Origin of the sequence: Vibrio campbellii CAIM 519 = NBRC 15631 = ATCC 25920 (assembly GCF_002163755.1) — a bacterium.
GTDB lineage: Bacteria > Pseudomonadota > Gammaproteobacteria > Enterobacterales > Vibrionaceae > Vibrio > Vibrio campbellii.
This window is the reverse complement of the sequence record NZ_CP015863.1, coordinates 1,342,991-1,366,239: the sequence shown is the minus strand read 5'-3', so window position 1 is coordinate 1,366,239 and position 23,249 is coordinate 1,342,991. Positions and strand designations below refer to the sequence as shown.

Sequence of the window (23,249 nt, the reverse complement as noted above, 5' to 3'; positions counted from 1 at the left end):
TAAAACCGGAACAGACTAAAAATCTGTTCCGGTTTTATTTTTGTCTCGTCACTTAACCTGTTTGTTCCCAAAGCAAAGAGGTAATAAACAATGAGCGCATTCCGTTATATCGTAAACTTTATTCAAACCAGCCATAATTACGAGATGAAGCGTGGGCTCTTGGCTAAGATGTTCTATTTAACGCCTGCCGAGAGAATCCAACGTTTAGACGAGGTCTTTGACACAACCCAATTTAGCGAAGAAGCCCTCTCCCTCGTATCAGACAATGGCAGTGCACATCCGGAAGCTAAAAAAGAACAACGATAAAAATAATGAATAAACGTAAGCTGGAATTGTATGAGGATCTATTCAAGAAAGTAGGTCCCGGAAAAACCCATATTCACATTGGCGAGATTGCGGATGCTTTCCATTGCAGTGATCGTCACGCTCGCACGCTATTGAAACAAATGGGCGAGTATCTATGGCTGACATGGACTCCCATGAAAGGACGCGGTCAGAAAGGTGAATTAGTTTGCTTACAAGAACCGGTCACCGCTTGCTATCAGGCCGTTGACCATGCCATTGGCCAAGAGCGATATGATCTCGCCCACCAGCTTGTTGGTTTCCATGACCGAAGTGTCGCCTCCAACTTAAAACGATACTTGGCTCATACCGCCCACAACAGCGAAAACACCATCTATGCACCCTTTCATCGTAAACTGGATTGGCTTCATCCCCACTTTGCGATGGGACGTACTGAACGCCACTTAATCCACGAGGTATTTCAGACCTTAGTAAGCCACGATGGAAGCGCCATTCACCCCAATCTCGCACACCATTGGTCTAGTTCGCACTCCCACACTTGCTGGCGCTTTCATTTAAGCAGCAGTGCGATGTTTCATGACAAGACGAATGTGACCGCTGAAGACGTGGCAACTAGCTTAAATGCACTGGTGAACTCCCATTATTGGCGTGGTTTGTATGACCACATTGATACCATCTCTGCTGTGACACCTTATTGCATTGAAATCAACCTTAGTGAACCCGATCCATTACTTCCGTCATTATTGAGTCGGGCCGAAACGTCCATTCTTCCTAGTCGTTTTGTTCACAGTGAAAAGTTTGCGTTCCACCCCATTGGTTCTGGCCCATTTTCTGTCGGTATCAATTCAGATAAGGTTTTGAGACTCAACCGAAATGAACACTACTGTGGACAAACTGCATTAACAAAACACATTGAAATTTGGATCCATGAAGAGTGGAAGCAGGATAAGAAATGCGCAGAAAACTTCTTTTTTCTTGAATCAGGAGAGGAGAATTACCAAGTCAGCACGCAAAACATCGGTCACTTCTATGTGCTTATTAATCATAAAGAGCTGCAAACTCACTCAATCAAACAAGGCTTCTCTACCCTAATGAGCCGTGATGAAAAATGCAGTTTAGCTTTACCATTCCCGATCAGTTTTAGTTACGAAGACAATAATGAAAGCCGGCAGTTTTCTGCGAAGCTTCAAACAGCATTGCCTTCATCTTCTGACCAAAATAAGTCACTTCAAGTTGAGTATGGGCGCGCTATCTCGAATCAAGATATCACCCTAGGTGGGATTCGATTGGAGGGGGATCAGAGCACCAGCTTGTTCGCTTTTTTCAAACTCTACCCTTATTGGCAACAATGTATGACTTGGCGCCAGCACAGCCGTTTGAAAGAAGTACTCAACCTAGCTCGATACGCTTCTTGCTCTGAGGAAAGAAAAGCCTTACTCAATACTTTGCTTCATGAACTAGCAGAACAAAACATTTTATCGATTTTAGCGACGGAAGATTTAACCTTAACGATCCCTTCCAGAGTGGCAGGAGTTGAAATCAATACCATTGGTTGGTGTAACTTTTCCAAGCTTTGGATACAGCCCAATTAATATTTAAAGGGTAACTGGCTTTACTTGGTGCTAAGTCTCTCTAGACAACACACTTTCGCTAATGCCAGTCTCCTTCAACATTCGCTATTCAATAAGCAAAACCGATCAGTTGGATTTTTTCGGGCAACTTACCATATGGTCATCGACCATGCCGACCGCTTGCATGAAGGCATAGCAGATAGTCTCACCCACAAACTTAAAGCCTTTCTTTTTAAGGAACTTACTCATCGCTTTGGACTGTTCCGTAGAGACTGGCACTTGGCTCATGTCTGTCCAATGATTCACTATAGGTTTGCCATCAACAAACTGCCATAGAGCATTAGATAGGCTGCCGTATTCTTCGATTAATTGCTTTGCCGCTTTAGCGTTGCTAAATACTGAGTTAATTTTGCCACGGTGCTTAACCACGTCGAAATTTTCAACGATAAACTCAGTACGTACTTCATCACGTTGAATGAGCTTATCTAAGTCATAGTTTTCGAATGCTTGGCGATAGCCTTCTCGCTTTTTCAAAATCGTAATCCAACTTAAACCGGCTTGCGCGCCTTCTAACGTGATGAACTCAAACAACACGTTATCGTCATAAACGGGTACACCCCACTCTGCATCATGATATTCACGCTCAAGTGGATGGTTCATCGCCCATGCACACGTATTTTGTTCCATATTCAATCCTTATAAAAACGCCCCTGACGTTAGCCAGAGGCGCTTTAGAACGTTACTTAAACTCAGCCGTTATTTTGGCACTGCCACCCTATGGAATAGACGATACAACACTGGAACGACAATTAGTGTCAGTACGGTCGCAAAACCCAAACCAAACATGATGGTTACGGCCATCGGTTTAAAGAAGATATCCGGTAGTAGCGGAATCATACCTAGAATCGTCGTGATTGCTGCCATACATACAGGTCGAACACGACTGACTGCTGCATCCACAACGGCGTCATACGCTTCTTTACCCGACTGCATTTCAATCTCAATCTGATCAAGCAGTACGATACCATTTTTCAGCACCATACCTGATAAGCTCAAGAAGCCCAGTAATGCCATAAAGCCAAAGGGCGTATTCAGGGCGAGTAGACCGGTTGTTACACCAATCAATGCCAGAGGCACCGTTAACCAAACAATCAGTGGCTCTTTGATTGAGTTAAACAAGAAGATAGTAATCAAGAACATGAACAGGTAGCCCATCGGCATCGTCGAAAACAATGATGCCTTCGCTTTGCCTGATGATTCATATTCTCCACCCCACTCTAGCGAGTAACCCGGTGGCATTTCGATGGCTTCAATCGCTGGCTGCAGACGTTTTTGCAGTGTTGCTGCCGTTTCTTCACCTAAGATATCCGGATCCGCCATCACCGTTAGCATGCGCTTACGGTTCTTACGAACAATAATTGGGTCTTCCCAACGCATGTCGTAGCCCATAGTCACTTGTTGTAGAGGAATAAATTCACTCTGCGCAGGGCTCCAAATCTTCATACCTTCGATGTTACGAATGTCGATACGCTCATCTTCAGGTAGTCGCGCAACGATTGGCATTAGTGTGGTGCCGTCGCGGTATAGACCGATCGTCATGCCCGAGAACGACATAGATAGGAAATCATCAACGTCAGACTTGGTGATACCGTAACGACGAGCTTGGCTCTCGTTAAATTGAGGCTCTAACACTTGTGTACGTTCACGCCAGTCATGACGGATGTTAGTCGCACCAGGATCGGCGTACATCACGTCCATCACTTGCGCCGCGATAGTGCGAAGCACAGTAGGGTCAGAACCAATGATACGCGCTTCGATCTTCGCACCGCCAGCAGGACCCAATTCAATTTGTTTTAACTTGTAGTTAATTTCTGGGTAGTTGGTTTTGATGTGTTCTCTAAAGCGATCCATTAATGGCGCTAAGGCTTCATAGTTCTCAACACGCGTGGTGACTTCACCGTAAGCCGCATAGCTTTTCTCTGGCGCATAAGTCAGCATGAAACGCTGCAAGCCTTTACCAGCCGTTGTTGTAATGTGATCAACGTGATCTTGCTCAGCGAGCCAACCTTCTAGCTCTTTCAGCGTGTCATTCGTCGCTCGAATATCTGTCCCTTCAGGCAGCCACACATCCAGTTGAAAAATAGGCGTGGTTGAAGATGGGAAGAAGGCTTGTTTAACGTAGGTAAACCCATAGACACTTGCCGCCAGTCCTGCAACCAACACAACAACAGTGAACCATGCACGGCGCATACAGAAGCTCAAGAACTTCTTGTACATGACAAACACAATACCATTGTATGGGTCATTGTCTTCGCCCTCGCCACTCTTAATTTTCTGGCCTTTGAAGAAGATATCAGCAAAGAATGGCGTTAGCGAGATTGCAGTGAACCAACTCAGCATTAGCGAGATAAGCAGTACCGTAAACAAGGTACCACAGTACTCACCCGTCGAGTCTTCAGACAATCCGATCGGTGCAAATGCTGTTACCGCGATAACCGTCGCACCCAATAGTGGCCACTTGGTTTGCGTGACGATGTCTGTTGCAGCTTGCAGTCTCGTTCGCCCTTTTTGGGTACCTATCAGTATCCCTTCCACGACCACGATGGCGTTATCCACCAGCATACCTAGGGCAATGACCAAGGCACCAAGTGAAATACGCTGCAAGTCGATGGCTAAGTACTTCATAAAAATGAAGGTACCTAATACGGTCAACAACAAGATCAAACCAATCAGCAAACCAGAGCGCAAGCCCATAAAGAAGAGAAGTACAACGATAACGATACCAACTGCTTGCGCCAAGCTGATAACGAAACCACTGACCGATTTGTTCACTTCTTTCGGTTGGTTGTAGATCTCTGAAATCTCAACGCCAACCGGTTGTTGATACTTCAGCTCCGCAACACGACGGTCAAATGCTTTACCCACTTCAACAACGTTCACCCCCTGAGCAAAGGAAACACCCAAGTTCAGCGCCAATTGACCATTATAGTTGATGATGTTGGTTGGGACATCGACGTAGCCACGTTTAATTTCGGCAACGTCTTTCAAAAAGATAAGCCCTTGTGCTCCCGACTCGGTCAACAATAGATCACCAAGCTCATCGACACTTTGGAACTCACCAGTTGGTTGAATGCGGATGTACTCATCACCAATTCTTATCGCACCGGCGTCAGAAACGACGTTTTGGGTCGACAGTAAGTTAAAGACGGTATTTGGAGAAAGACCAAGACTGCTTAGCTTCTTCATCGAAATTTCAATGAAGACTTGCTCTTGTTGTTGGCCTGAAACCGAGACCTTGCTCACCCCATCAACCAGTTCAAGCTCACGCCTCAAATAGTCGACATAGTCGAGCAGTTCTTTATAACTGTAGCCATCACCAGTGACCGCAAGCAAGATCCCATACACATCACCAAAGTCATCAATGACCGACGGTTCGTTCACGCCTGGTGGCAATGAGCCTTTTAGGTCGTTGACCTTACGGCGTAACTCATCCCATATTTGCGGCAAGTCATCTGGACCATAGTTGTTTTTCATGGTCACGGTGATTTGTGATAAACCACGGCTAGAAATCGAGTTAACTTCATCCACATAAGTGAGCTGCTGGATGGCTTTTTCCAGTGGATAAGTCACCTCTTCCTCAACCTGTTGCGGGGTTGCGCCAGGGTAAGAAGTCACTACCATTGCATCTTTAATCGTAAAGGCCGGATCTTCTAGACGACCTAAACCAAAGAATGCGGAGACACCACCAATCAAGAAGATCAGCGATACCATCCAACTGATTACACGGTTACGAATGAAATACGCCGCGATGCCCGTTACGTTTCCATCATCATCTTTTTGAGGCGCAACATTGTTTTGTTCACTCATTGAGTTGCCTCCTGCTTAACCACTTCCACTTTCATGCCATCTCTTAATCGGGAAACACCGGCGACAACCACTTTGTCGTCAAGCTCTAGGCCATCGAGAATCTGTATCGAGGTCTGCGACACTTTGCCTGCGCGGACTTGCTTACGAGTCACCGTATTGTCGTCATTCAAGACCCAAACAAACTTGTTTTCACGACTGAGATCATCGCCATCAGCATTGAAGATCGCCTCAATTGGTGCGCTAATGCTGATATTGAGGCCGAGGCCTGTTTTCTTATCTTTTGATGTTACATCAACCGCCATACCGTCAAAGATGTATTCACTTTTAGGCATTGGCAGCGACAGCGTCGCGGTAAACGTGCCTGTGTTTGGGTCAGGCTGTGTTGTAAACTCTGTGACACGCGCTCTATATTCATTACCACTCGGTACGCGAACCACAGCGTTGATGCTCGATAAAAGCTCTTCTTTCGGAGACTGGTTCACATGCAAACGATCTGGGAGCTGAATCAGAACCTCAACGCGGTCCACACTGTGAATGTTGACAATGTATTGACCAACTTGAATGTTCTCAAACTGATCGACGTTTACGCGAGAGATAATGCCGTCAACTGGCGCTTTCAGCTCCGTAAATGACAAGCGTAGTTTTGCAAGCTCCAGCTCTGCTAGTGCAATTTGGCGTTGTGCTGCAATTTCATCAAATTGAGATTTTGCCAATAAGCCTTTTTTCACTAGAGGCGCTGAACGGCGATATTGACTGTCTACAACAGAAAAACGTGCCGATGCGTTATCGACATCCAGTTGGTAGTCGGTTGGGTCTAGCGTTGCAATCACGTCACCTTTAATGACCTTGTCGCCCTCTTTGACTAATACCCGGCTAACCTCTCCCGCCACACGGAAACTCAGATGTGAACGATCAGCAGCATTCGCTACAGCGGGGAAATACAAGTTGTCATCAACCTTTTTTCCTTCCAAGGAAGCAACGCGAACACGAGGGGTTTCTAATTCTCTTTCCGGCCCTTTATCACCACAGCCAGCAAGTAACATCGCCGAACATAGAGTGGTTAAAGCTAAGACTCCTTTCATATTACAATCCTCGCTCCTTCACCCACTCACGAACCTTAATACCCGGCTCAATGACATTCACGCCAGATACGATGATTTGGTCACCATCATCCAAGCCCGCCTCAATTTGTTGTTTCTCATTTAGAGTGACAGACGCTTTTTCGACAATGCCTTGGTCAGTGACTCGCCAAACGCACGTCTTACCATCTTCAGTGAAGATCGCTGAACTCGGGATTCTTGTTGCGCCCGCATTTTCAGACACTAAATGTACGTTTCCAGACATACCAGGCAAGATACCTACCCCTTCGGGACGTGCCATTACCATGGTGACTTTATAACTGCCGGTTTTTGGGTCTGCTTCAGTATCAATTTCTTGGAAAGTCAGCTCAAACGACTGCTCAGGAAATGCATCAAACGTCATCGTCGCGTACGCATTGACTCCTTGAGTAAATTTACTCAGCAAGTGGTCTGGAAGCTGGAACAGCACTTTCATCAATTGATTGGTTTGAATGTTCATGACGCCTTCTTTGGCCGCCACGTATTCATGATTTTCAGCAGGAAGATAAGAAATTGTGCCGTCATAAGGGGCCACAAGTTTAGTGTATCTCAGGTTCGCTTTAGCCTGATTCCACTGTGCTTTTGCCGAGTTGTGATTGGCTTTTGCTGCGTCGAAATCTTGCTCGGACACCACTTGCTCTTTACGAAGCTTTTTCGAACGTTCGTATTGAACATCCGCTAAGGTGTAATTCGCGCGAGCTTGTTTTTCTAGGAGTGAGTACTCGTCAGGGTTAAGTACTGCAAGTACATCGCCTTTTTTAACCATTTGTCCCGCATTCACTTCTATTGATTGAAGTAAACCTGGCACTCGAAATGCGAGTACTGCTCGGTCGCCGGCTTCTGTGGTGGCAGGAAAATGTCTTTCAAACTGAGCATTGCCTACAGATACCGTGAAGAGTTTGGCGGGCCGGGATTCGGGTTCAGGGACTGGTGGTAGCTCTTTTCCACATCCTGAGAGAACCGTCATGACAGCGATTGGAATGAGCGCTTTTCTCATGTTAATTCATCCATTTAAGATCCGTTCCTTTTAAAGTAGATGAATTTGGGGCGTTCTTCTAGAGCATCAGAGCAAAAAAATTCTTTAAAAATAGCAATTTGAGACAAAAATAAAGCAGGCCGTAGCCTGCTTTATCAATAATTCAGTAACGAATCATTAGAGATTATTAAACTCTCTGTTTACGCGATAAGTATCAGAAGTGACATACGCTTCCATATTCCGAATTTTGCCATCAAGACGATTAAAGTCGCTCTCTAATACACTTAACAGCTGATCTGGGCTTTGTCCTTTCTGCCAAGGCTTACTTTTCAGCGTGTGCTCTTGACGAGACTTAATGTTTTCAGTGTAGGTCACCGGCTGCTTTTCTAGCATGAAGGTCATCGCAATATAGGCCAACAACACTAGGAAAGTACCGCCCAACAAAGCAGCGGAAATCACAACGATACGAATCAACCAAACTTCCGCGCCAAAGTAGTTTGCGACTCCGGCACACACGCCGGAGATCTTGCCATTTACTGGGTCACGATACAGTTCTCGTTTAATCATACTTACGTCTCCACGTTGGGGCTTCTGAGTCTAGGATACGCTCCAATGTTTCAACTCGAGACTGCATCGATTCCGCTTTTTCAGACAGTACCTGAAGGCGCTCAAGATCTTGGCTCGACAGTGCACTATCTGCTTTGCGTTTGCTGCGATAGTGTAAGAAGAGCCATAGTGGAGCGACAAAGATTAAAAAGACAATCAATGGTCCAGTAATAAAAAATGTCGACATAAATGGCTCCTTTCTTATTTATCGTTCGATGACATCTGTTCTTTCAGTTTTGCCAACTCTTTTTCAATTTCGTCTTGTGCTTGTAGTTCTGCAAACTCTTGGTCTAGTGACTTTGCATTGCCTGTTTTCGCGTATAGGTCTGCTTCTGCTTCCATCTCGTCAATCTTACGAGAGTATTGCTCAAACTTTGCCATCGCTTCATTTGTGCGACCTGCATGTAGCTGCTTTTGTACATCACGACGGTTAGATGCCGTTTGGTTACGAATTGCTAGTGCTTGTTGCTTCGCACGAGTTTCCGTGATTTTTGCTTCTAACTTACCGATTTCGCCTGTTAGCTTCTCGATCGTTTCTTCTACAAGTGTTTGTTCAGTGTGAAGACCTTTAATCACTTGCTCTAGCTTTTGCTTTTCAATCAGAGCAGCACGCGCCAAATCTTCACGCTCTTTCACGAGTGCTAGGCTTGCTTTTTGACCCCACTCAGTGATTTGCTCTTCTAGTGCTTCGACTTTGCGAGCCAACTCTTTTTTGTCTGCAATCGCTTTCGCCGAGTTAGTACGCACTTCTACAAGTGTGTCTTCCATTTCTTGGATGATAAGACGGATCATTTTTTCAGGATCTTCCGCCTTGTCTAGCAATGCACTGATGTTTGAGTTAACGATATCTGCAAAACGAGAAAAAATACCCATAACGGAACTCCTCTTTTTTCCTATTAAAACTCGACAAGGTGGCGATTCACCTTGTGTCTCCCTTTACTTATAACAAGTAGCGTGCCAACTTTTATTATCTATATTAAACAATAGCTTACGCATTTTGTTGTTGTTGCATACCGTTATGCTATGATGGTTTTTACCAACTGTTGGTAAATTTCACCAACTTCAATACTGTAAATCTTGGCCAGACAGAAAATAAGAAGGATTTTATGAAGCAGAACCTCATTGGTGAATCGCCCGCCTTTCTCGCCGTATTAGATAAAGTATCACAACTTGCGCCAATTGAGCGGCCCGTTCTTATTATTGGGGAACGAGGCACAGGTAAAGAGCTCATCGCGCAACGTTTACACTATTTATCAAAGCGTTGGGATAAGCCACTCCTTTCTCTAAACTGTGCGACATTAAGCGAGGGTTTGATTGACTCCGAGCTGTTTGGTCATGAATCGGGGTCATTTACAGGGTCGAAAGGTAAGCATAAAGGCCGCTTTGAACGCGCCGAAGGTGGCACCTTGTTTCTTGATGAATTGGCGACCGCGCCACTCCTCGTTCAAGAAAAACTCCTACGTGTGATTGAATATGGCGAATACGAGCGCGTTGGTGGACACACTGCATTAACTGCAGACGTTCGCTTGGTCTGTGCAACCAATGCTGATTTACCAAAACTGGCAGAGCAAGGGGATTTCCGTGCGGATTTGCTCGACCGTTTGGCTTTTGATGTCATCATGCTTCCGCCACTGAGGGAGCGAAAAGAAGACATCCTTTCCCTTGCCGAGCATTACGCGATCAAGATGTGTCGTGAATTGCAGTTGGAATACTTTGTTGGCTTTACGGAAGAGGCACAACAGTCACTGCTCGATTACGAATGGCCGGGCAACGTTCGTGAATTAAAGAATGTGATTGAACGAGCAATCTATCGTCACGGTCTCAATTCAGATCCTATCGAACACCTTATCTTCAACCCATTTCAAACTGGTTGGGATAACTCACTCGGCCACACTGCCGCTCAGGAAGAAACCGAGACAACAGAGGCCACTCCGCACTCCGCAATCCACTTCCCTCTGGACTACAAGCAGTGGCAAGAAGATCAAGATATTGAGTTGCTAAACCGAGCACTAGAAGAAGCGAAGTTTAACCAACGCCAAGCCGCAGAATTATTGGGGTTAAGCTACCACCAGCTTAGAGGTATGGTCAGAAAATATGGCTTAGTCGGTCAAGGATAATTGCCACATGCCCTCTCACTCGAGTAATCGCTCACTATACTGAAGGAAAACAAGCGGTTTTAGTAAACGCGTGTGTTTTACACAAATTAGTGAGCAATTTGAGAGGCAAATAAGGTCAACAACCAGACAATGATACGGTAATTTGATCTAACACCCCGCGACTCAACGATTTTATGTTTGGAGCGAGTTGGCAAAGGTGATAAATTAGCGAGATCATTTTCGCTTGTCATCCTTGAAGCAAAAAGCTGAGGGAGCAAGCAAAGTCCAATGACCATTTCATATTATGAAAGCTTTTATAAGACTATCGCTGAGCCTGATTGGTATTAGCTTACTCACCGCTTGTGGTGATGAAATCGATCACAATGATATTCGAGAGAATGGCTTTGTGTTTTGTGGGCAAGGTAAGCCAACCACGTTTAACCCTCAGCTCATTGACAGCGGTATCACTGCCGAAGCACTTAGCCCTCAGCTATACGATACGCTGCTCACACTTGATCCCAAAACCCATCAACCCGTTGCAAATCTTGCAGAAAATTGGTCCGTTAATGAAGAAGGCACCGAATACACGTTTAATCTTAAACAGGGTGTTCAGTTTCAAAAGACAGCATGGTTTACACCTACCCGACCTTTTAATGCACAAGATGTGGTATTCAGCTTCAAGCGAATCATTGATGTAGACCATCCGTTTCACGATGTCGGTGGTGGTTTTTATCCATGGTTTGCAGGTTTAGATTTCCAAAACTTGGTGAAAGATGTTGTTGCTGTGGATAACGACACAGTGAAGTTTGTGCTCTCTCAACCTAATTTTGCCTTTCTAGCCAATATTGCGACCAGTCATGCCGTGCTACTTTCTGCCGAATATGGCCAGCAACTCGCAGTAAAAGATGAGAAAGAACAGATCGATATGTTACCTATCGGTACTGGTCCCTACCAACTTAAAGAGTACCAAGTGAACGACTTGATTCGTCTTGAGCGCCATCCTAAATATTGGAAGTCACCAGCCAAGATGGAACAGGTGGTGTTCGACATTTCTCACCGCGGTACTGGCACGCTCGCTAAGCTGCTGAGAAACGAGTGTGATGTGCTTGCATCACCAATTTCGAGTCAGATTCCAATCATTCAAGAAACGGAAGAGCTAGAGTTAACCGCAACGCCTGCTAATAACGTCTCATTTATTGCGATTAACACTGAACACCCAGCTCTGCGCGATGCTCGTGTTCGCCAAGCATTGAACCTAGCGATCAACCGCCAGAACATTCTTGATTCAGTTTATTACGGCACTGGTACTCAAGCTTACACCCTACTTCCACCCAACTCTTGGGCTTACCAAAAAGACAGCGTGAAAATACGTTATGACCGTAATTATGCTCTAGCCCTTCTTCGAGAGGCGGGTTACGAGAAAGGTCTGCAATTGACGATGTGGGTGCCATTGGAACCACGCGCCTTTAACCCAAGTCCGCGTAAGACCGCAGAGCTGATTCAAGCAAACTTCGCAGACATTGGCGTCGAGTTACGACTGCTGACTGATGACCGCTTTGAACGTACCCAACTGGAAAACATCAATGATGTAGACTTGCTGCTCACTGGTTGGATTGGGGATACGGGCGATCCAGATAACTTCTTCCGCCCTCTGCTGTCGTGTGAATCAGAACGCGTTGGTTTGAACGTTTCGATGTGGTGTAACGATGATTTCGACTTCTTGTTGGATCTTGCACTAGAAACTCAACAGCAACGTTACCGCTTGAACCTATATCGCCAAGCGCAGAATATTCTCAATGAAGAATTTCCAGTTATTCCATTGGCTCACGGCGTTCAATTCCGTGTCCACGACAAATCGCTGAAAGGTTTTAAATCGAGCCCTTTCAATGCACAACCTTTTGATAGAGTTGAGAGAATCCATTAATGTTTTGGTACGCCGTAAGACGTCTTAATCTATTTGTCATCACTTTGATGATTCTCACGTTAGTGGGCTTTTCGCTATTGCGTTTGGATCCGAGTTCTCATTGGGCAAACGTTGAATTTTGGTCAGGTTGGCAAAGCTACCTTGTTGAGCTTTCACAGCTCAATTTTGGTATCAGCAAAAACGGAAATCCAATTTACGATGAGTTAGCCATTGTCTTCCCTGCAACACTCGAGTTGTGTTTCTTTGCCTTTGTCGTTTCATTGCTTATCGGCATCCCGCTGGGCACGATTGCAGGCATGAAACAGGGTAAATGGTTAGATACCAGCATCTCATTTATCTCTATGTCTGGTTACTCGGCGCCTATCTTCTGGGTTGCGCTGATGTTGATCATGATGTTCTCGTTGCAGTATCACGTGTTCCCCGTTGCTGGCCGCTATGACTTACTGTACGAGATTGACCACGTAACGGGTTTCGCCATCATTGATGCATTCATGGCAAAGGGTGAATACCGAGCACACGCGCTGCAAAGTGTTATCGAACACATGATCTTACCATGTTTGGTATTAGCGCTTGCTCCTACTACCCAAGTTATCGGCTTAATGCGCGCATCAGTGGCAGAAGTGATGAGCCAAAACTACATCCGTGCTGCACGAATCAAAGGTTTATCCAACCGCGAGATCGTGACACAACACGTGCTACGTAACGCCATTCCGCCTATTGTGCCAAAAGTTGGTGTTCAGCTTTCTAGCATGATCACGCTAGCGATCATTACTGAATCTATCTTCAACTGGCCGGGTATTGGTCGTTGGTTGTTGGATGCACTTTCAAACCAAGATTACGCTTCTATTCAAGCAGGCGTAATGGTGCTAGCAACCCTTGTTTTAACTGCCAACATCCTCTCGGATTTGATTGGTGCCATGATTAACCCTCTGGTGAGAAAGGAATGGTATGCTAACAAATAACGTTTATCAGGAAGAACGCATTCCAACTCAGTTCGAACGATTCTGGCGTAGCTACCGTGCCAACAGCTTGGCAATGTTTGGCTTGTGGTGCCTGATTTTCATCATCCTGATCACTATCTTTGCACCATTACTTGCGCCTTATGATCCACAAGCTCAATCGGGCGAACTACTTGTGCCTCCATCATGGGCACCAGCAGGCGCTGTGGACTACTTCCTTGGCACAGACGACTTGGGTCGTGACATCCTTTCGCGTCTGATTATGGGTTCTCAGCTGACATTCGGTGCAGCCGTCGCTATAACGGTCATTGCTGGTTTGATTGGCTGTTTTATCGGTGTTTTGGCAGGCATGACTAAAGGTCTGTTATCGAGTACTTTGAACCACTTACTCGATACCGTAATGTCGATCCCATCGCTACTACTGGCGATCATCTTCGTGGCTTTCCTTGGCTTTGGTGAGTTCAACATCCTTCTGGCTATCTGCTTGGCTTTGATTCCACGCTTTATTCGCTCGGTGTACATCGCGGTCCATACGGAAGTAGAAAAAGACTACATCATGGCTGCTCGCCTAGATGGTGCCAATGACTTCTACCTACTGTGGAACTCGATTCTGCCAAACGTACTCACTGTCATCGCGGCAGAAATCACACTGGCACTATCTGTAGCAATTTTAGATATCACAGCACTAGGCTTCCTTGGTTTGGGTGCTCAAGCACCAAGTACTGAGTGGGGCGCAATCCTTGGCGACTCCGTTGAGCTGATTTACATCGCACCATGGACTGTGACGCTGCCGGGTCTCACCATTATGTTTACCGTGGTTGTTCTAAACTTAGTGGGTGAAGGTGTACGCCAAGCACTCAATGCGGGGATCGAATAATGCCGTTACTAGATATTCGACATTTAACCATTGAAATTGAAACGCCATCAGGTTTGGTGAAAGCCGTCGACCGCATGAGCATTACCCTAAATGAAGGGGAAATCCGTGGTCTAGTGGGCGAATCAGGTTCAGGTAAGAGTCTGGTTGCCAAAGCAATTGTTGGCGTTTGTAAGGACAACTGGAAAGTCACCGCGGATCGAATGCGCCTTGGTAACATTGACTTACTTCAATTGACACCGAAAGAGCGCCGGCGAGTGATAGCTCGCGATATCGCGATGATCTTCCAAGAGCCTTCGACCTGTTTAGATCCTTCTGAAGAAGTAGGACGTCAATTGATCGAATCGATCCCTTCTCGCTCTTTCGAAGGAAAGTGGTGGGAACGATTCAAATGGCGTAAAAAACAGGCGATTGCCCTACTCCACAAAGTGGGCATCAAAGATCACAAACGCTTAATGGGCAGTTACCCGTACGAGCTAACCGATGGTGAATGTCAAAAAGTTATGATCGCAATGGCTATTGCGACTAAGCCAAAAATCTTGATTGCCGACGAACCTACCAACGACCTTGACCCAATTACGCAGTCACAAATCCTGCGTTTGTTGAGCCGGATGAATCAGCTCAACAACACAACTATAGTGTTGATTGGTCATGACTTGACCACAATTACTCAGTGGGCGAACCATATTACGGTAATGTACTGCGGCCAATCGGTAGAATCAGCTGATACCGAAAAGTTGGTTGAGGCCCCGAAGCACCCATATACTGCGGCACTGCTCAAAGCCATGCCCGACTTTAACGATTGGATTCCTCATAAGCAGAAACTGCAATCGCTACCGGGGTCAATCCCCCCTTTACAGCACTTGCCAATCGGCTGCCGATTGGGGCCTCGTTGCCCTTATGCTCAAAGACAGTGTGTCGAGATACCCCACACTAGATGTATAAAGAGTCATAAATTTAGCTGTCACTTCCCATTGAACACGGAGAAACATTCATGAGTGCGTTGCTCGAGGTCGATAACCTATCGAAACAGTTTGTCACGCGTTCAGGTCTGTTTAAACGCACAGTCAAAGAAGCGGTTAAACCGGTTAGTTTTACCCTAGAGCCGGGTCAAACCATTGGTTTTATTGGCCAAAACGGCTCAGGCAAATCAACCCTAGCACGTATGTTAGCAGGTGTGGTTGAGCCAAGTTCCGGTGAGATTCGTGTAAACGGTGAGCGCCTTGAACACGAAGATTACTCGACACGTTGTAAGCTAATTCGCATGATTTTCCAAGATCCAAACACCTCTTTGAACCCGCGCATTCAAATTGGCCGCATTTTGGAAGGTCCATTAAAACGAAACACCAACATGCCTCCGGATGCACGTATGAAGCGTGTAAAAGATACTCTGTTGCGCGTAGGTTTGCTTCCAGAGCATGCTTATTTCTATCCGCAAATGCTTGCAGCAGGTCAGAAGCAGCGTGTTTGTCTTGCTCGTGCTCTTATCCTGCAACCTTCCATCATCGTTGCTGACGAGGCACTAAACGGTCTAGACATGGCGATGCGCTCTCAGATCATCAACCTATTCTTAGAGTTGCAAGAAGAGATGGGCTTGTCATTTGTTTACGTTTCTCAGCATATTGGCATCGTGAAACACATTACCGACAAAGTAATGGTGATGCATGAAGGCGAAGTGGTGGAGTTTGGTGAGACAAACCAAGTGCTAACCAATCCAGAGCATGCGATTACTCAGCGATTGGTAGAGAGCCACTTCTACAAAGCGCCAAACCACTAAAGATTGAGCGAGCAGTAAGTTTCTAGTATTCGCTTCCTCAAAAAAACTTTCTCTAAAAATAACAAAGCCTGCATCAACGCAGGCTTTTTAGTCTCTGAATTTCAGAACACAATTGGTAATGCTTAACGACGGCTCGCTTGTTTGCGCAGTTCGAAATCAAACTCATCTGGAAACAGCACCACGCCTTCTTCATTCTGGTTTGGGAAAACCACAACAGACAGCTCATCATCTTCTAGACCCGACGTCCAACGACTGTGCCATTTGTTCAAAGAGATAGCTTCTGGCTCACACTCTTCCCAGTCGCCTGTCGCCCATTGCTGTGCAAACTCTTCGTTTGGCCACACTGGTACACAATCGTCGTCTTCTGTGTTTAACATCACGCAGCCGTGTTCGTCTTTCAGGATCCACACCTTGCGGTTTGCAACGATTTCCTTCAAACAGTATTTCAATCGCTGCTCTTCGTTGTAGCGATTGATGGTGTCCATTTGCTCTTGGGTTAATGCTTCAGACATGTTAGTCTCCTATTCCCATAGAAAAATGCCCACCTAATGGCGGGCATTTACAGTATACGTTGGTAATAATGAAATTACACAAGCTCAGTTTGAAGCCAAGGCCAGCCTTGCTTCTTACGGCTTAGTGTGTTTTCCATCACTAGCATGCCGTCTTTCTCGTGCTTAACAAGCTTCTCAGCCCACTCACCTTTGTAAAGAAGACGAGTTTGAGCTGTAGTGATGTCTGTTAGCATAACAGCAGCGAATGCTAGGCTGTCGTTTGCACAACGCGCCTCTAGATCCGCTTCTAGAGCTTCGATCATGCCGTCAACTTGCTCTAGAGTCGCAAGTTCAACCTGACCTACTACTACATCACGACCGTTGAATGGGTAACCTTTAAGGTCTTTTTCAACAAGTTCAGCAGCAGATAGGCCTTCGATGTTTGTTTTAGCAATTAGAAGATCTTTAGTGAATGCGTCTACGTCTTGTACGTCTGCGATAGCCGCTAGCTCAGCAACAGCATCTTTGTCTTTTTGAGTACAAGTTGGAGAAGCGAAACCTACTGTGTCAGATAGGATAGCTGACATCATTAGCTTAGCGATTTGAGGCTTGATCTCGTGACCTTCAATCTTGAACATGTTGAATAGTACTGTGTTAGTACAACCAACAGGCCAGATCCATGCTTCCATTGGGTTCACTGTCATCACGTCACCTAGACGGTGGTGGTCAACGATACCCGCGATTTCAGCTTCAGCGATGTCGTCTGGTGCTTGCGCTAGATCTGAGTAGTCTACTAGCCAAACAGTTTCGCCAGCTACTGAAGTGCGCAGCTCAGGAACTTCTGCGCCAGCTACTTCTAGGATGTGCTGAGTTTCACGGTTAATTTCGCCCTGACGAATTGGCATTGCTTCAACACCACGCGCCTTTAGAAGTTCAGTTGCAACTAGTGCACTACAAATACTGTCACTGTCTGGGTTCTTATGACCTACAACTAGAATCATGTTTCTTCCTATTCAAGTCAATTTGATGGCTTCCTAACAGGGTGAATTGCATAACGAATTACACCAAGGAAGCGGGTTTGCTCACAAAGGCGGATACTTTACCTGAAATTTTGCTTTTGTCCTAATTTCAAAACGTAAAAAAGACTCAACAAGTTCGTCTAACAAGCACAACACACAGGGTTAACTCAACATAGGTCCCTCAATAGATACAACGAAAAAAGCCCAAGCAATTCAATACTTGGGCTTTGATGAAAAGTCTGGTTTAAAACTGTTCTATCGTGTCGCCAGATTTAAACTCCACTTTCCTGTTTTTATAACTGGTGTAACAGAAGACAGCAATAAACTTGAGCGTCATGATGAGGATAATGGTTGGCGCTGGTGCACTGTCAATGAAAAAGCTCAAGTACACACCAAGGAAAGCACTCAGCAGTGACATACACAAGGCAAGCAATACCATGCTGTGGAAACGGCGCGTTAGTAAGAATGCGGTAGCACCCGGAGCAATCAGCATCGCGATAACCAAGATCATCCCGACAGCCTTGAGCGCAGCGACAATCGCCAACGAAAGTAACGAAAGCAAACCATAGTGGAGAAACTTCACAGGAAGACCGATTGCTTGCGCATGCTGATAATCAAATACGAAAACTAACAAGTCTTTTCCTTTGAACACCGCGAACAGTACAACAAGCAAAGCGACGATTGCGGCTTCAATGATATCCGCCCAGCTAACGCCTAATGCATCACCAAACAAGATATGATCTAGATGAACGCCCACTTCGATTTTTGTCATCAATACCAGACCAAGCGCGAACATAGCAGAAAAGACAACGCCCATAATGGTGTCTTCTTTGATGCGGCTATTTTCTTTTAAGTAACCTGTCGAAAGTGCACAAAATATACCCGCGGCAAAAGCGCCAAGGGTGTAAGGAATAGCAAGAATATAGGCAATCACCACGCCTGGAAGAATCGAGTGCGCAATAGCGTCCCCCATCAGAGACCAGCCCTTCAATACAAGGAAGCAAGACAACAAAGCCGTTGGAATTGCAACGAGCAAAACAATCAAAAACGCTTGCTGCATAAAGGTGAAGGTAAGAGGCATAAGGAGTGTATCAAGCATTTTTGTGCTCCTTACTCATCATAGGCATTGAAAAGGCAGATTCACGATTCTTTTTTGCTAATTGTTGTTTGCTTTTGCGTCCAATGGCAATTTGACCATGCTTAGGAGCAAAAACAAATGCCATCAAGAAACATGCTGTTTGCAGTAAAACTATGATCCCACCAGTCGCGCCATCGATGTAGTAACTCACGTAAGCGCCAATGAATGAACTTAAAGAACCAATTGCAACAGCGTAGACAATAACGCGTGAAAATCGGTCAGTCATTAAATACGCCGTAGCCCCCGGAATAACGACCATCGCAATAACCAAAAAAGCACCAACGGTTTGCAATGCAGCGACGGTACATGCGCTTAGCAACGTAAAAAACAGCACTTTCAATCGCGTCGGGTTCAGACCAACACTCTTGGCATGGTTCTCATCGAAAAAGACCACCATTAGGTCTTTCCACTTAACGAGCATAACAGCAAGCGAGATACCACCGATAACAACTAATTGGAACGTATCGGTTGGCGTGATGGCGAGTACATTACCTAATACGATAGTTTGAATATTCACTGCAGCCGGGAAAAGAGAAACTAAAAATAGCCCCAGACCAAAGAAAGACGTAAATATCAAACCAATGATGGCATCTTCTTTCAATTTGCTTCTTTGGCTCAAGAACAACATTCCAGCTGCTGCAAGACCACCAGACAAAAACGCGCCAAAGGCAAAAGGCAAGCCGAGCATGTATGCACCAGCGACCCCAGGAACGATCGAGTGAGAAAGTGCATCACCAATGAGTGACCAGCCTTTCAACATTAGGTAAGTCGACAGAAAGCCGCAGACACCACCAATCAATGCACTCACCCACATGGCATTCACCATGTAGCCATAGTGAAAAGGTTCGAGTAAATAATCCATAAAAAATGAACTCCTTACTTGTCTGGACGAGAAACCGGAACAGCTTGCTGCTCGCCGTACATAACGACCGGACGCTCATGATCTGATAGGACTGTCAGCTTACGTTCATCATCATCTTCATGAAGATCTTTACCACCAAGAATGAAATGACGAAGTACTCCACCAAAAGCAAGCTCGAGGTTTTCTGGAGTGAAAACATCACGAGTCATACCGGATGCCAATACCGTTCGATTGATCAATACGGTACGGTCACAAAAGTCCGGAACACTGCCGAGGTTGTGGGTAGAAACCAACATCACTTTTCCTTCATCACGTAGATCACGAAGCAATGCCATGATTTGGTCTTCCGTTTGAACATCGACACCAGTAAAAGGTTCATCTAACAAAATAACTTCACTTTCTTGTGCCAATGCTCGCGCAAGAAAAACACGTTTCTTTTGCCCACCAGAAAGCTCACCTATTTGGCGCTTTCTAAACGCGGTCATGTTCACACGATCAAGGGCAGCCGTTACCATGTCATGATCTGTTTGCTTTGGAATACGGAGTAATCCCATATGACCATAACGCCCCATCATGACAACGTCTTCGACTAATACGGGAAAATTCCAGTCGATTTCTTCGCTTTGTGGGACATAAGCCACCACATTTTGCTTGAGCGCTTTTTTAGCAGGAAGACCAAGGATCTCGACCGATCCTTGGCTCACTGGGACAAAACCCATAATAGACTTAAATAAAGTAGATTTGCCGCTGCCGTTAACGCCAACAAGGGCCGTAATCGACCCTTTTGGAAGTGTAAAACTTGCATCGTAAAGTGCGGTGTGACCGTTGCGATAAGTGACGCTAATGTCTGATACTTTAATTCCCGCCATTACTGCTCTAGACCCTCTGCAATTGTATTTGATGTCACTTTCAATAGATCCAAGAATGTTGGAACAGGACCATCTTTGCTACTTAGTGAATCCACATATAGCACCCCGGCATATTTCGCACCTGTTTCACGCGCAACCTGCTGTGCTGGCTTAGCTGATACCGTGCTTTCACTAAATACGGCTGAAATTTGATTCGCACGAACTTCATCAATTACACGTTTAACTTGCTGTGGCGTACCTTGAGAATCGGCATTGATTGGCCATAGATACAGCTCTTTAAGACCAAAATCTCGAGCCAAGTAGCTAAATGCACCTTCACTCGTTACCAACCAGCGTTTGTCTTCTGGGATTTGAGCCACTTTTTCACGTATAGGTTGAACCATATCCATGATCTGCTTCTTGTAAGCTTCGGCATTTTTTTGGTAAGTGTCTGCATTAGCGCTGTCGTATTTGACTAGTGCATCGCGAATGTTATCGACGTATAGGAGAGCATCGCTAGGAGACATCCAAGCGTGCGGGTTTGGTTTGCCACTATAAGGGCCTTGAGCGATGCTCATTGGCTTTACACCCTCAGTAACAATCACACTTGGAACGTCATGAAGGTTTTTGAAGAATTTTTTGAACCACAATTCTAGGTTCAAACCGTTGTAGAGAATAAGATCCGCACCTTGAGCACGTCGAATATCACCAGGGGTCGCTTGGTAGTTATGAATCTCAGCATCAGGCTTAGTAATAGACTCAACAATAGCCGCATCACCAGCTACATTCTGAGCCATATCTGCAATAATGGTGAACGTTGTCACTACTTTAAATTTCTCGGCAGCGTTGGCGGCCGTACTTAATCCAAGTGACATCAATGACAAAAGTACAACTGCAGGTTTGGCAATAGCGCCAAGTTTCAATCTCATCCTTGTTTTCTCCAGAAGGCAAAAGTTACTTTGAAAAGATAAAAAGATTCTACCTTTGATTCTTATAACTGTAAATGATAATAGTTATCATTTACAGTTATTTTAACCTTTATTTTCTAAAAAGGATGAGATTAATTGCGTTTTTCTATCACATCGCTGTAACAACAGCCTTAGCTTTCAACCCTTTATCCAAGCTAACCAACAACAACTGACATGGCTCTTGGTTGAGCTTCTCCCCTGTCCAGTAGTCGTACCAATCGGTAGGCTGGTCTGCGGTAAGCGTAAACTCTGTCGCTTCATCATTGGTGTAATTAAACAAGCAATGCAGATCGTTTTTAGATGTTAGCGGCAGGAAAGCATGGTTTAAACCTAGCGCGGTAAACTTGGCCGACTCCTGATTACGACGCTGACGCAACATCAATTTCGCTAGCGTCTTACTCGCAAATGGGGTGATTTCTGGTAGAGGATCACCGGAAAGCAGTAGGCCGCCACACGCTAGCAGCACGTTACGATGGAATTGATAATCTTCACGCGAGGCTGCTTGGTTTGGTAATGAAGTGAACGTCGCGCAATCTGGATCGATTTGCCACAGCTTACGATGCTGCCAACTGCGGAAGAAGGTCTCTTTCGCGATTTGTTCAAAGCGATGACTATGGCGCTCTACATCGTCAGACACACGCATGGCATCAACTAAGCCCAAAGAAGGCCACATTGGCGCGTTACAACCTAATAGCCATGCATCTTCAGCCCCTTTCGCGATCGCTTCCATACCCATACGGTAGGCTTCTACACCAGTGACACCCGATTGACTGCGCTTACCTTTTAAAGTGCCCCAGTAGTTTGCGTCTAATTTGAATAACTCAACGCCCCACTCTTCTCTCATGACAGATACGACGTGAGTTAAGTGATCTTGGACTTCAGGGTTTGAAGTATCGAGAATGTACCATGGTGTACAACGCCAACCACCATAAGTGACATCTTCAGCTTTCAGGAGGTCTCCGTCCTCGTGACGCACAAACCAATCAGGATGCTTTTTGAAGATTTCTGATTCTGGTTGGGCAATGAATGGTGCCATCCAAATCGCTGGCCTCTTGCCTTTCGCGCGAATGTTGTGAATCAGCTCTTTAACACCACCAGAGAACTTATCCGAAGGCGTTAGCCAATCTCCCATAAATGCTTGGTAGCCATCATCTAGCAGCACCCATTCGAGCTCGGCTAGGTTGTCCTGCATGCATTCCACGTTTTCTAAAACGTTGCCCTCAGTAACGTCTGCGTAATAAGCATACCAAGAGCACCAACCAATTGGCGCATCCTGAGTGACACCATTGCGCACTGGGTGATGCTCAGCAAGCATCTCACTGTATTGTTGGTAAAGCTCAGATAAAGATTGACCGCGTAATATAGCCACAGATTCCAGCGTGTTATGTTCCCAATCCGCTACTTGGGTATGTTCACCATCAATAGAAGCAAAAAGAACCCAATGCTCACCGAGCGTCTGCACCTCAAAATAGCCTGCAAAGCGATGACAAGACGTAAAGCCAAACAAGGTGTAACCTACGGCATCTTCAACAGCTAAGTAGTTGTAGTAACGCTTTGGTGCGCTCTCAGGGTAAATACGGTAGGAATTATTGTTATCTGGGCAGCGACCAATATCGATAGGTTGAGAAATGGTACCGCTGGTCTGCGCCAACATTTGGAAACCGTCGCCAAGCACCGTTGCACCTTGCTCATAGAGGAAAGGCATTTGAAACAAGACTTCACGATCGGTGAAGGTTTTATTGTGTATCCCGGCAAAAGAAAAATGGATCTGGTTGCCTACAACTTCAAATTGAAGATCGTTATCACTCACTGAAATCTCAGTGTGATTGGCCAATTGAATGCTCTGAGCCAT

At 45.6% G+C, this 23,249-nt stretch carries 22 protein-coding genes; 8 read left to right on the top strand and 14 right to left on the bottom strand.

What is annotated here, in order from left to right:
- The first annotated feature begins 90 nt into the window (after positions 1-90).
- Together A8140_RS06535 and A8140_RS06530 are read left to right on the top strand one after the other, a co-directional pair.
- Positions 91-306 (top strand): cupredoxin domain-containing protein, encoded by a 216-nt coding sequence (locus A8140_RS06535; protein ID WP_005529295.1) that lies wholly within the window; start codon positions 91-93, stop codon positions 304-306.
- 5 nt (positions 307-311) lie between these two features.
- The gene (locus A8140_RS06530) at positions 312-1,895 is read left to right on the top strand and encodes an SgrR family transcriptional regulator (protein ID WP_005529298.1); all 1,584 of its coding nucleotides are present in this window, start codon (positions 312-314) and stop codon (positions 1,893-1,895) included.
- A 105-nt stretch (positions 1,896-2,000) separates the two neighbouring features.
- Here A8140_RS06530 and A8140_RS06525 read toward each other — a convergent pair whose 3' ends face one another.
- The 7 genes from A8140_RS06525 to pspA form a co-directional block, all read right to left on the bottom strand.
- Positions 2,001-2,561: a DNA-3-methyladenine glycosylase I gene (locus tag A8140_RS06525; RefSeq protein WP_005529300.1), complete on the bottom strand. Its 561-nt coding sequence runs from the start codon at positions 2,559-2,561 to the stop codon at positions 2,001-2,003.
- A 69-nt stretch (positions 2,562-2,630) separates the two neighbouring features.
- Positions 2,631-5,741, bottom strand: a complete 3,111-nt coding sequence (gene vmeI / locus A8140_RS06520; RefSeq protein ID WP_005529302.1) for an efflux RND transporter permease subunit VmeI — start codon at positions 5,739-5,741, stop codon at positions 2,631-2,633.
- Complete coding sequence (locus A8140_RS06515; protein ID WP_005529305.1) at positions 5,738-6,823, bottom strand: efflux RND transporter periplasmic adaptor subunit; 1,086 nt, start codon at positions 6,821-6,823, stop codon at positions 5,738-5,740. Before A8140_RS06515 ends, vmeI begins: the two co-directional genes overlap by 4 nt.
- A 1-nt stretch (position 6,824) precedes the next feature.
- Positions 6,825-7,856 (bottom strand): efflux RND transporter periplasmic adaptor subunit, encoded by a 1,032-nt coding sequence (locus tag A8140_RS06510; protein WP_005529306.1) that lies wholly within the window; start codon positions 7,854-7,856, stop codon positions 6,825-6,827.
- A 156-nt stretch (positions 7,857-8,012) separates the two neighbouring features.
- The gene (gene pspC, locus A8140_RS06505; protein ID WP_005425740.1) at positions 8,013-8,402 is read right to left on the bottom strand and encodes an envelope stress response membrane protein PspC; all 390 of its coding nucleotides are present in this window, start codon (positions 8,400-8,402) and stop codon (positions 8,013-8,015) included.
- Positions 8,395-8,628, bottom strand: coding sequence for an envelope stress response membrane protein PspB (gene pspB / locus A8140_RS06500; RefSeq protein ID WP_038862805.1), 234 nt, complete (start codon positions 8,626-8,628; stop codon positions 8,395-8,397). Before pspB ends, pspC begins: the two co-directional genes overlap by 8 nt.
- Positions 8,629-8,642: 14 nt before the next feature.
- Positions 8,643-9,314 carry a phage shock protein PspA gene (gene pspA, locus A8140_RS06495; RefSeq protein ID WP_005425704.1) on the bottom strand — a complete coding sequence of 224 codons (672 nt, stop codon included), beginning with the start codon at positions 9,312-9,314 and terminating at the stop codon, positions 8,643-8,645.
- Between the two features lie 233 nt (positions 9,315-9,547).
- On the opposite strand from pspA, the gene pspF reads away from it, so the two are divergent.
- The 6 genes from pspF to A8140_RS06465 all read left to right on the top strand — a co-directional run bounded on the left by pspF (position 9,548) and on the right by A8140_RS06465 (position 16,071).
- On the top strand, positions 9,548-10,558 hold the full coding sequence (gene pspF, locus A8140_RS06490) for a phage shock protein operon transcriptional activator (RefSeq protein WP_005425749.1): 1,011 nt from the start codon (positions 9,548-9,550) through the stop codon (positions 10,556-10,558).
- 283 nt (positions 10,559-10,841) lie between these two features.
- Positions 10,842-12,461, top strand: coding sequence for an ABC transporter substrate-binding protein SapA (gene sapA, locus A8140_RS06485; protein WP_005529312.1), 1,620 nt, complete (start codon positions 10,842-10,844; stop codon positions 12,459-12,461).
- On the top strand, positions 12,461-13,423 hold the full coding sequence (locus A8140_RS06480) for an ABC transporter permease (RefSeq protein WP_005529314.1): 963 nt from the start codon (positions 12,461-12,463) through the stop codon (positions 13,421-13,423). Before sapA ends, A8140_RS06480 begins: the two co-directional genes overlap by 1 nt.
- Complete coding sequence (locus A8140_RS06475) at positions 13,410-14,297, top strand: ABC transporter permease subunit (protein WP_005529315.1); 888 nt, start codon at positions 13,410-13,412, stop codon at positions 14,295-14,297. Before A8140_RS06480 ends, A8140_RS06475 begins: the two co-directional genes overlap by 14 nt.
- A complete protein-coding gene (locus A8140_RS06470) occupies positions 14,297-15,292 on the top strand; it encodes a peptide ABC transporter ATP-binding protein (RefSeq protein ID WP_005529316.1) in 996 nt (331 codons plus the stop codon). Before A8140_RS06475 ends, A8140_RS06470 begins: the two co-directional genes overlap by 1 nt.
- A complete protein-coding gene (locus A8140_RS06465; RefSeq protein WP_005425767.1) occupies positions 15,289-16,071 on the top strand; it encodes a peptide ABC transporter ATP-binding protein in 783 nt (260 codons plus the stop codon). The genes A8140_RS06470 and A8140_RS06465 overlap by 4 nt, the downstream gene beginning before the upstream one ends.
- A gap of 122 nt (positions 16,072-16,193) precedes the next feature.
- On the opposite strand, the gene A8140_RS06460 is transcribed toward A8140_RS06465, so the two are convergent.
- The 7 genes from A8140_RS06460 to A8140_RS06430 all read right to left on the bottom strand — a co-directional run bounded on the left by A8140_RS06460 (position 16,194) and on the right by A8140_RS06430 (position 23,249).
- Positions 16,194-16,583, bottom strand: a complete 390-nt coding sequence (locus tag A8140_RS06460; protein WP_005533702.1) for a DUF2750 domain-containing protein — start codon at positions 16,581-16,583, stop codon at positions 16,194-16,196.
- Positions 16,584-16,657: 74 nt separating this feature from the next.
- A complete protein-coding gene (locus A8140_RS06455; RefSeq protein WP_005533700.1) occupies positions 16,658-17,563 on the bottom strand; it encodes a manganese-dependent inorganic pyrophosphatase in 906 nt (301 codons plus the stop codon).
- A gap of 262 nt (positions 17,564-17,825) precedes the next feature.
- Positions 17,826-18,680, bottom strand: coding sequence for a metal ABC transporter permease (locus A8140_RS06450; protein ID WP_005533699.1), 855 nt, complete (start codon positions 18,678-18,680; stop codon positions 17,826-17,828).
- Positions 18,673-19,581, bottom strand: a complete 909-nt coding sequence (locus tag A8140_RS06445) for a metal ABC transporter permease (RefSeq protein ID WP_005533697.1) — start codon at positions 19,579-19,581, stop codon at positions 18,673-18,675. The genes A8140_RS06450 and A8140_RS06445 overlap by 8 nt, the downstream gene beginning before the upstream one ends.
- Before the next feature lie 14 nt (positions 19,582-19,595).
- Positions 19,596-20,450, bottom strand: a complete 855-nt coding sequence (locus A8140_RS06440; protein WP_005533696.1) for a manganese/iron ABC transporter ATP-binding protein — start codon at positions 20,448-20,450, stop codon at positions 19,596-19,598.
- The gene (locus A8140_RS06435) at positions 20,450-21,358 is read right to left on the bottom strand and encodes a metal ABC transporter substrate-binding protein (protein ID WP_005533694.1); all 909 of its coding nucleotides are present in this window, start codon (positions 21,356-21,358) and stop codon (positions 20,450-20,452) included. The genes A8140_RS06440 and A8140_RS06435 overlap by 1 nt, the downstream gene beginning before the upstream one ends.
- Before the next feature lie 148 nt (positions 21,359-21,506).
- Positions 21,507-23,249, bottom strand: coding sequence for a glycoside hydrolase family 36 protein (locus A8140_RS06430; protein ID WP_005533693.1), 1,743 nt, complete (start codon positions 23,247-23,249; stop codon positions 21,507-21,509).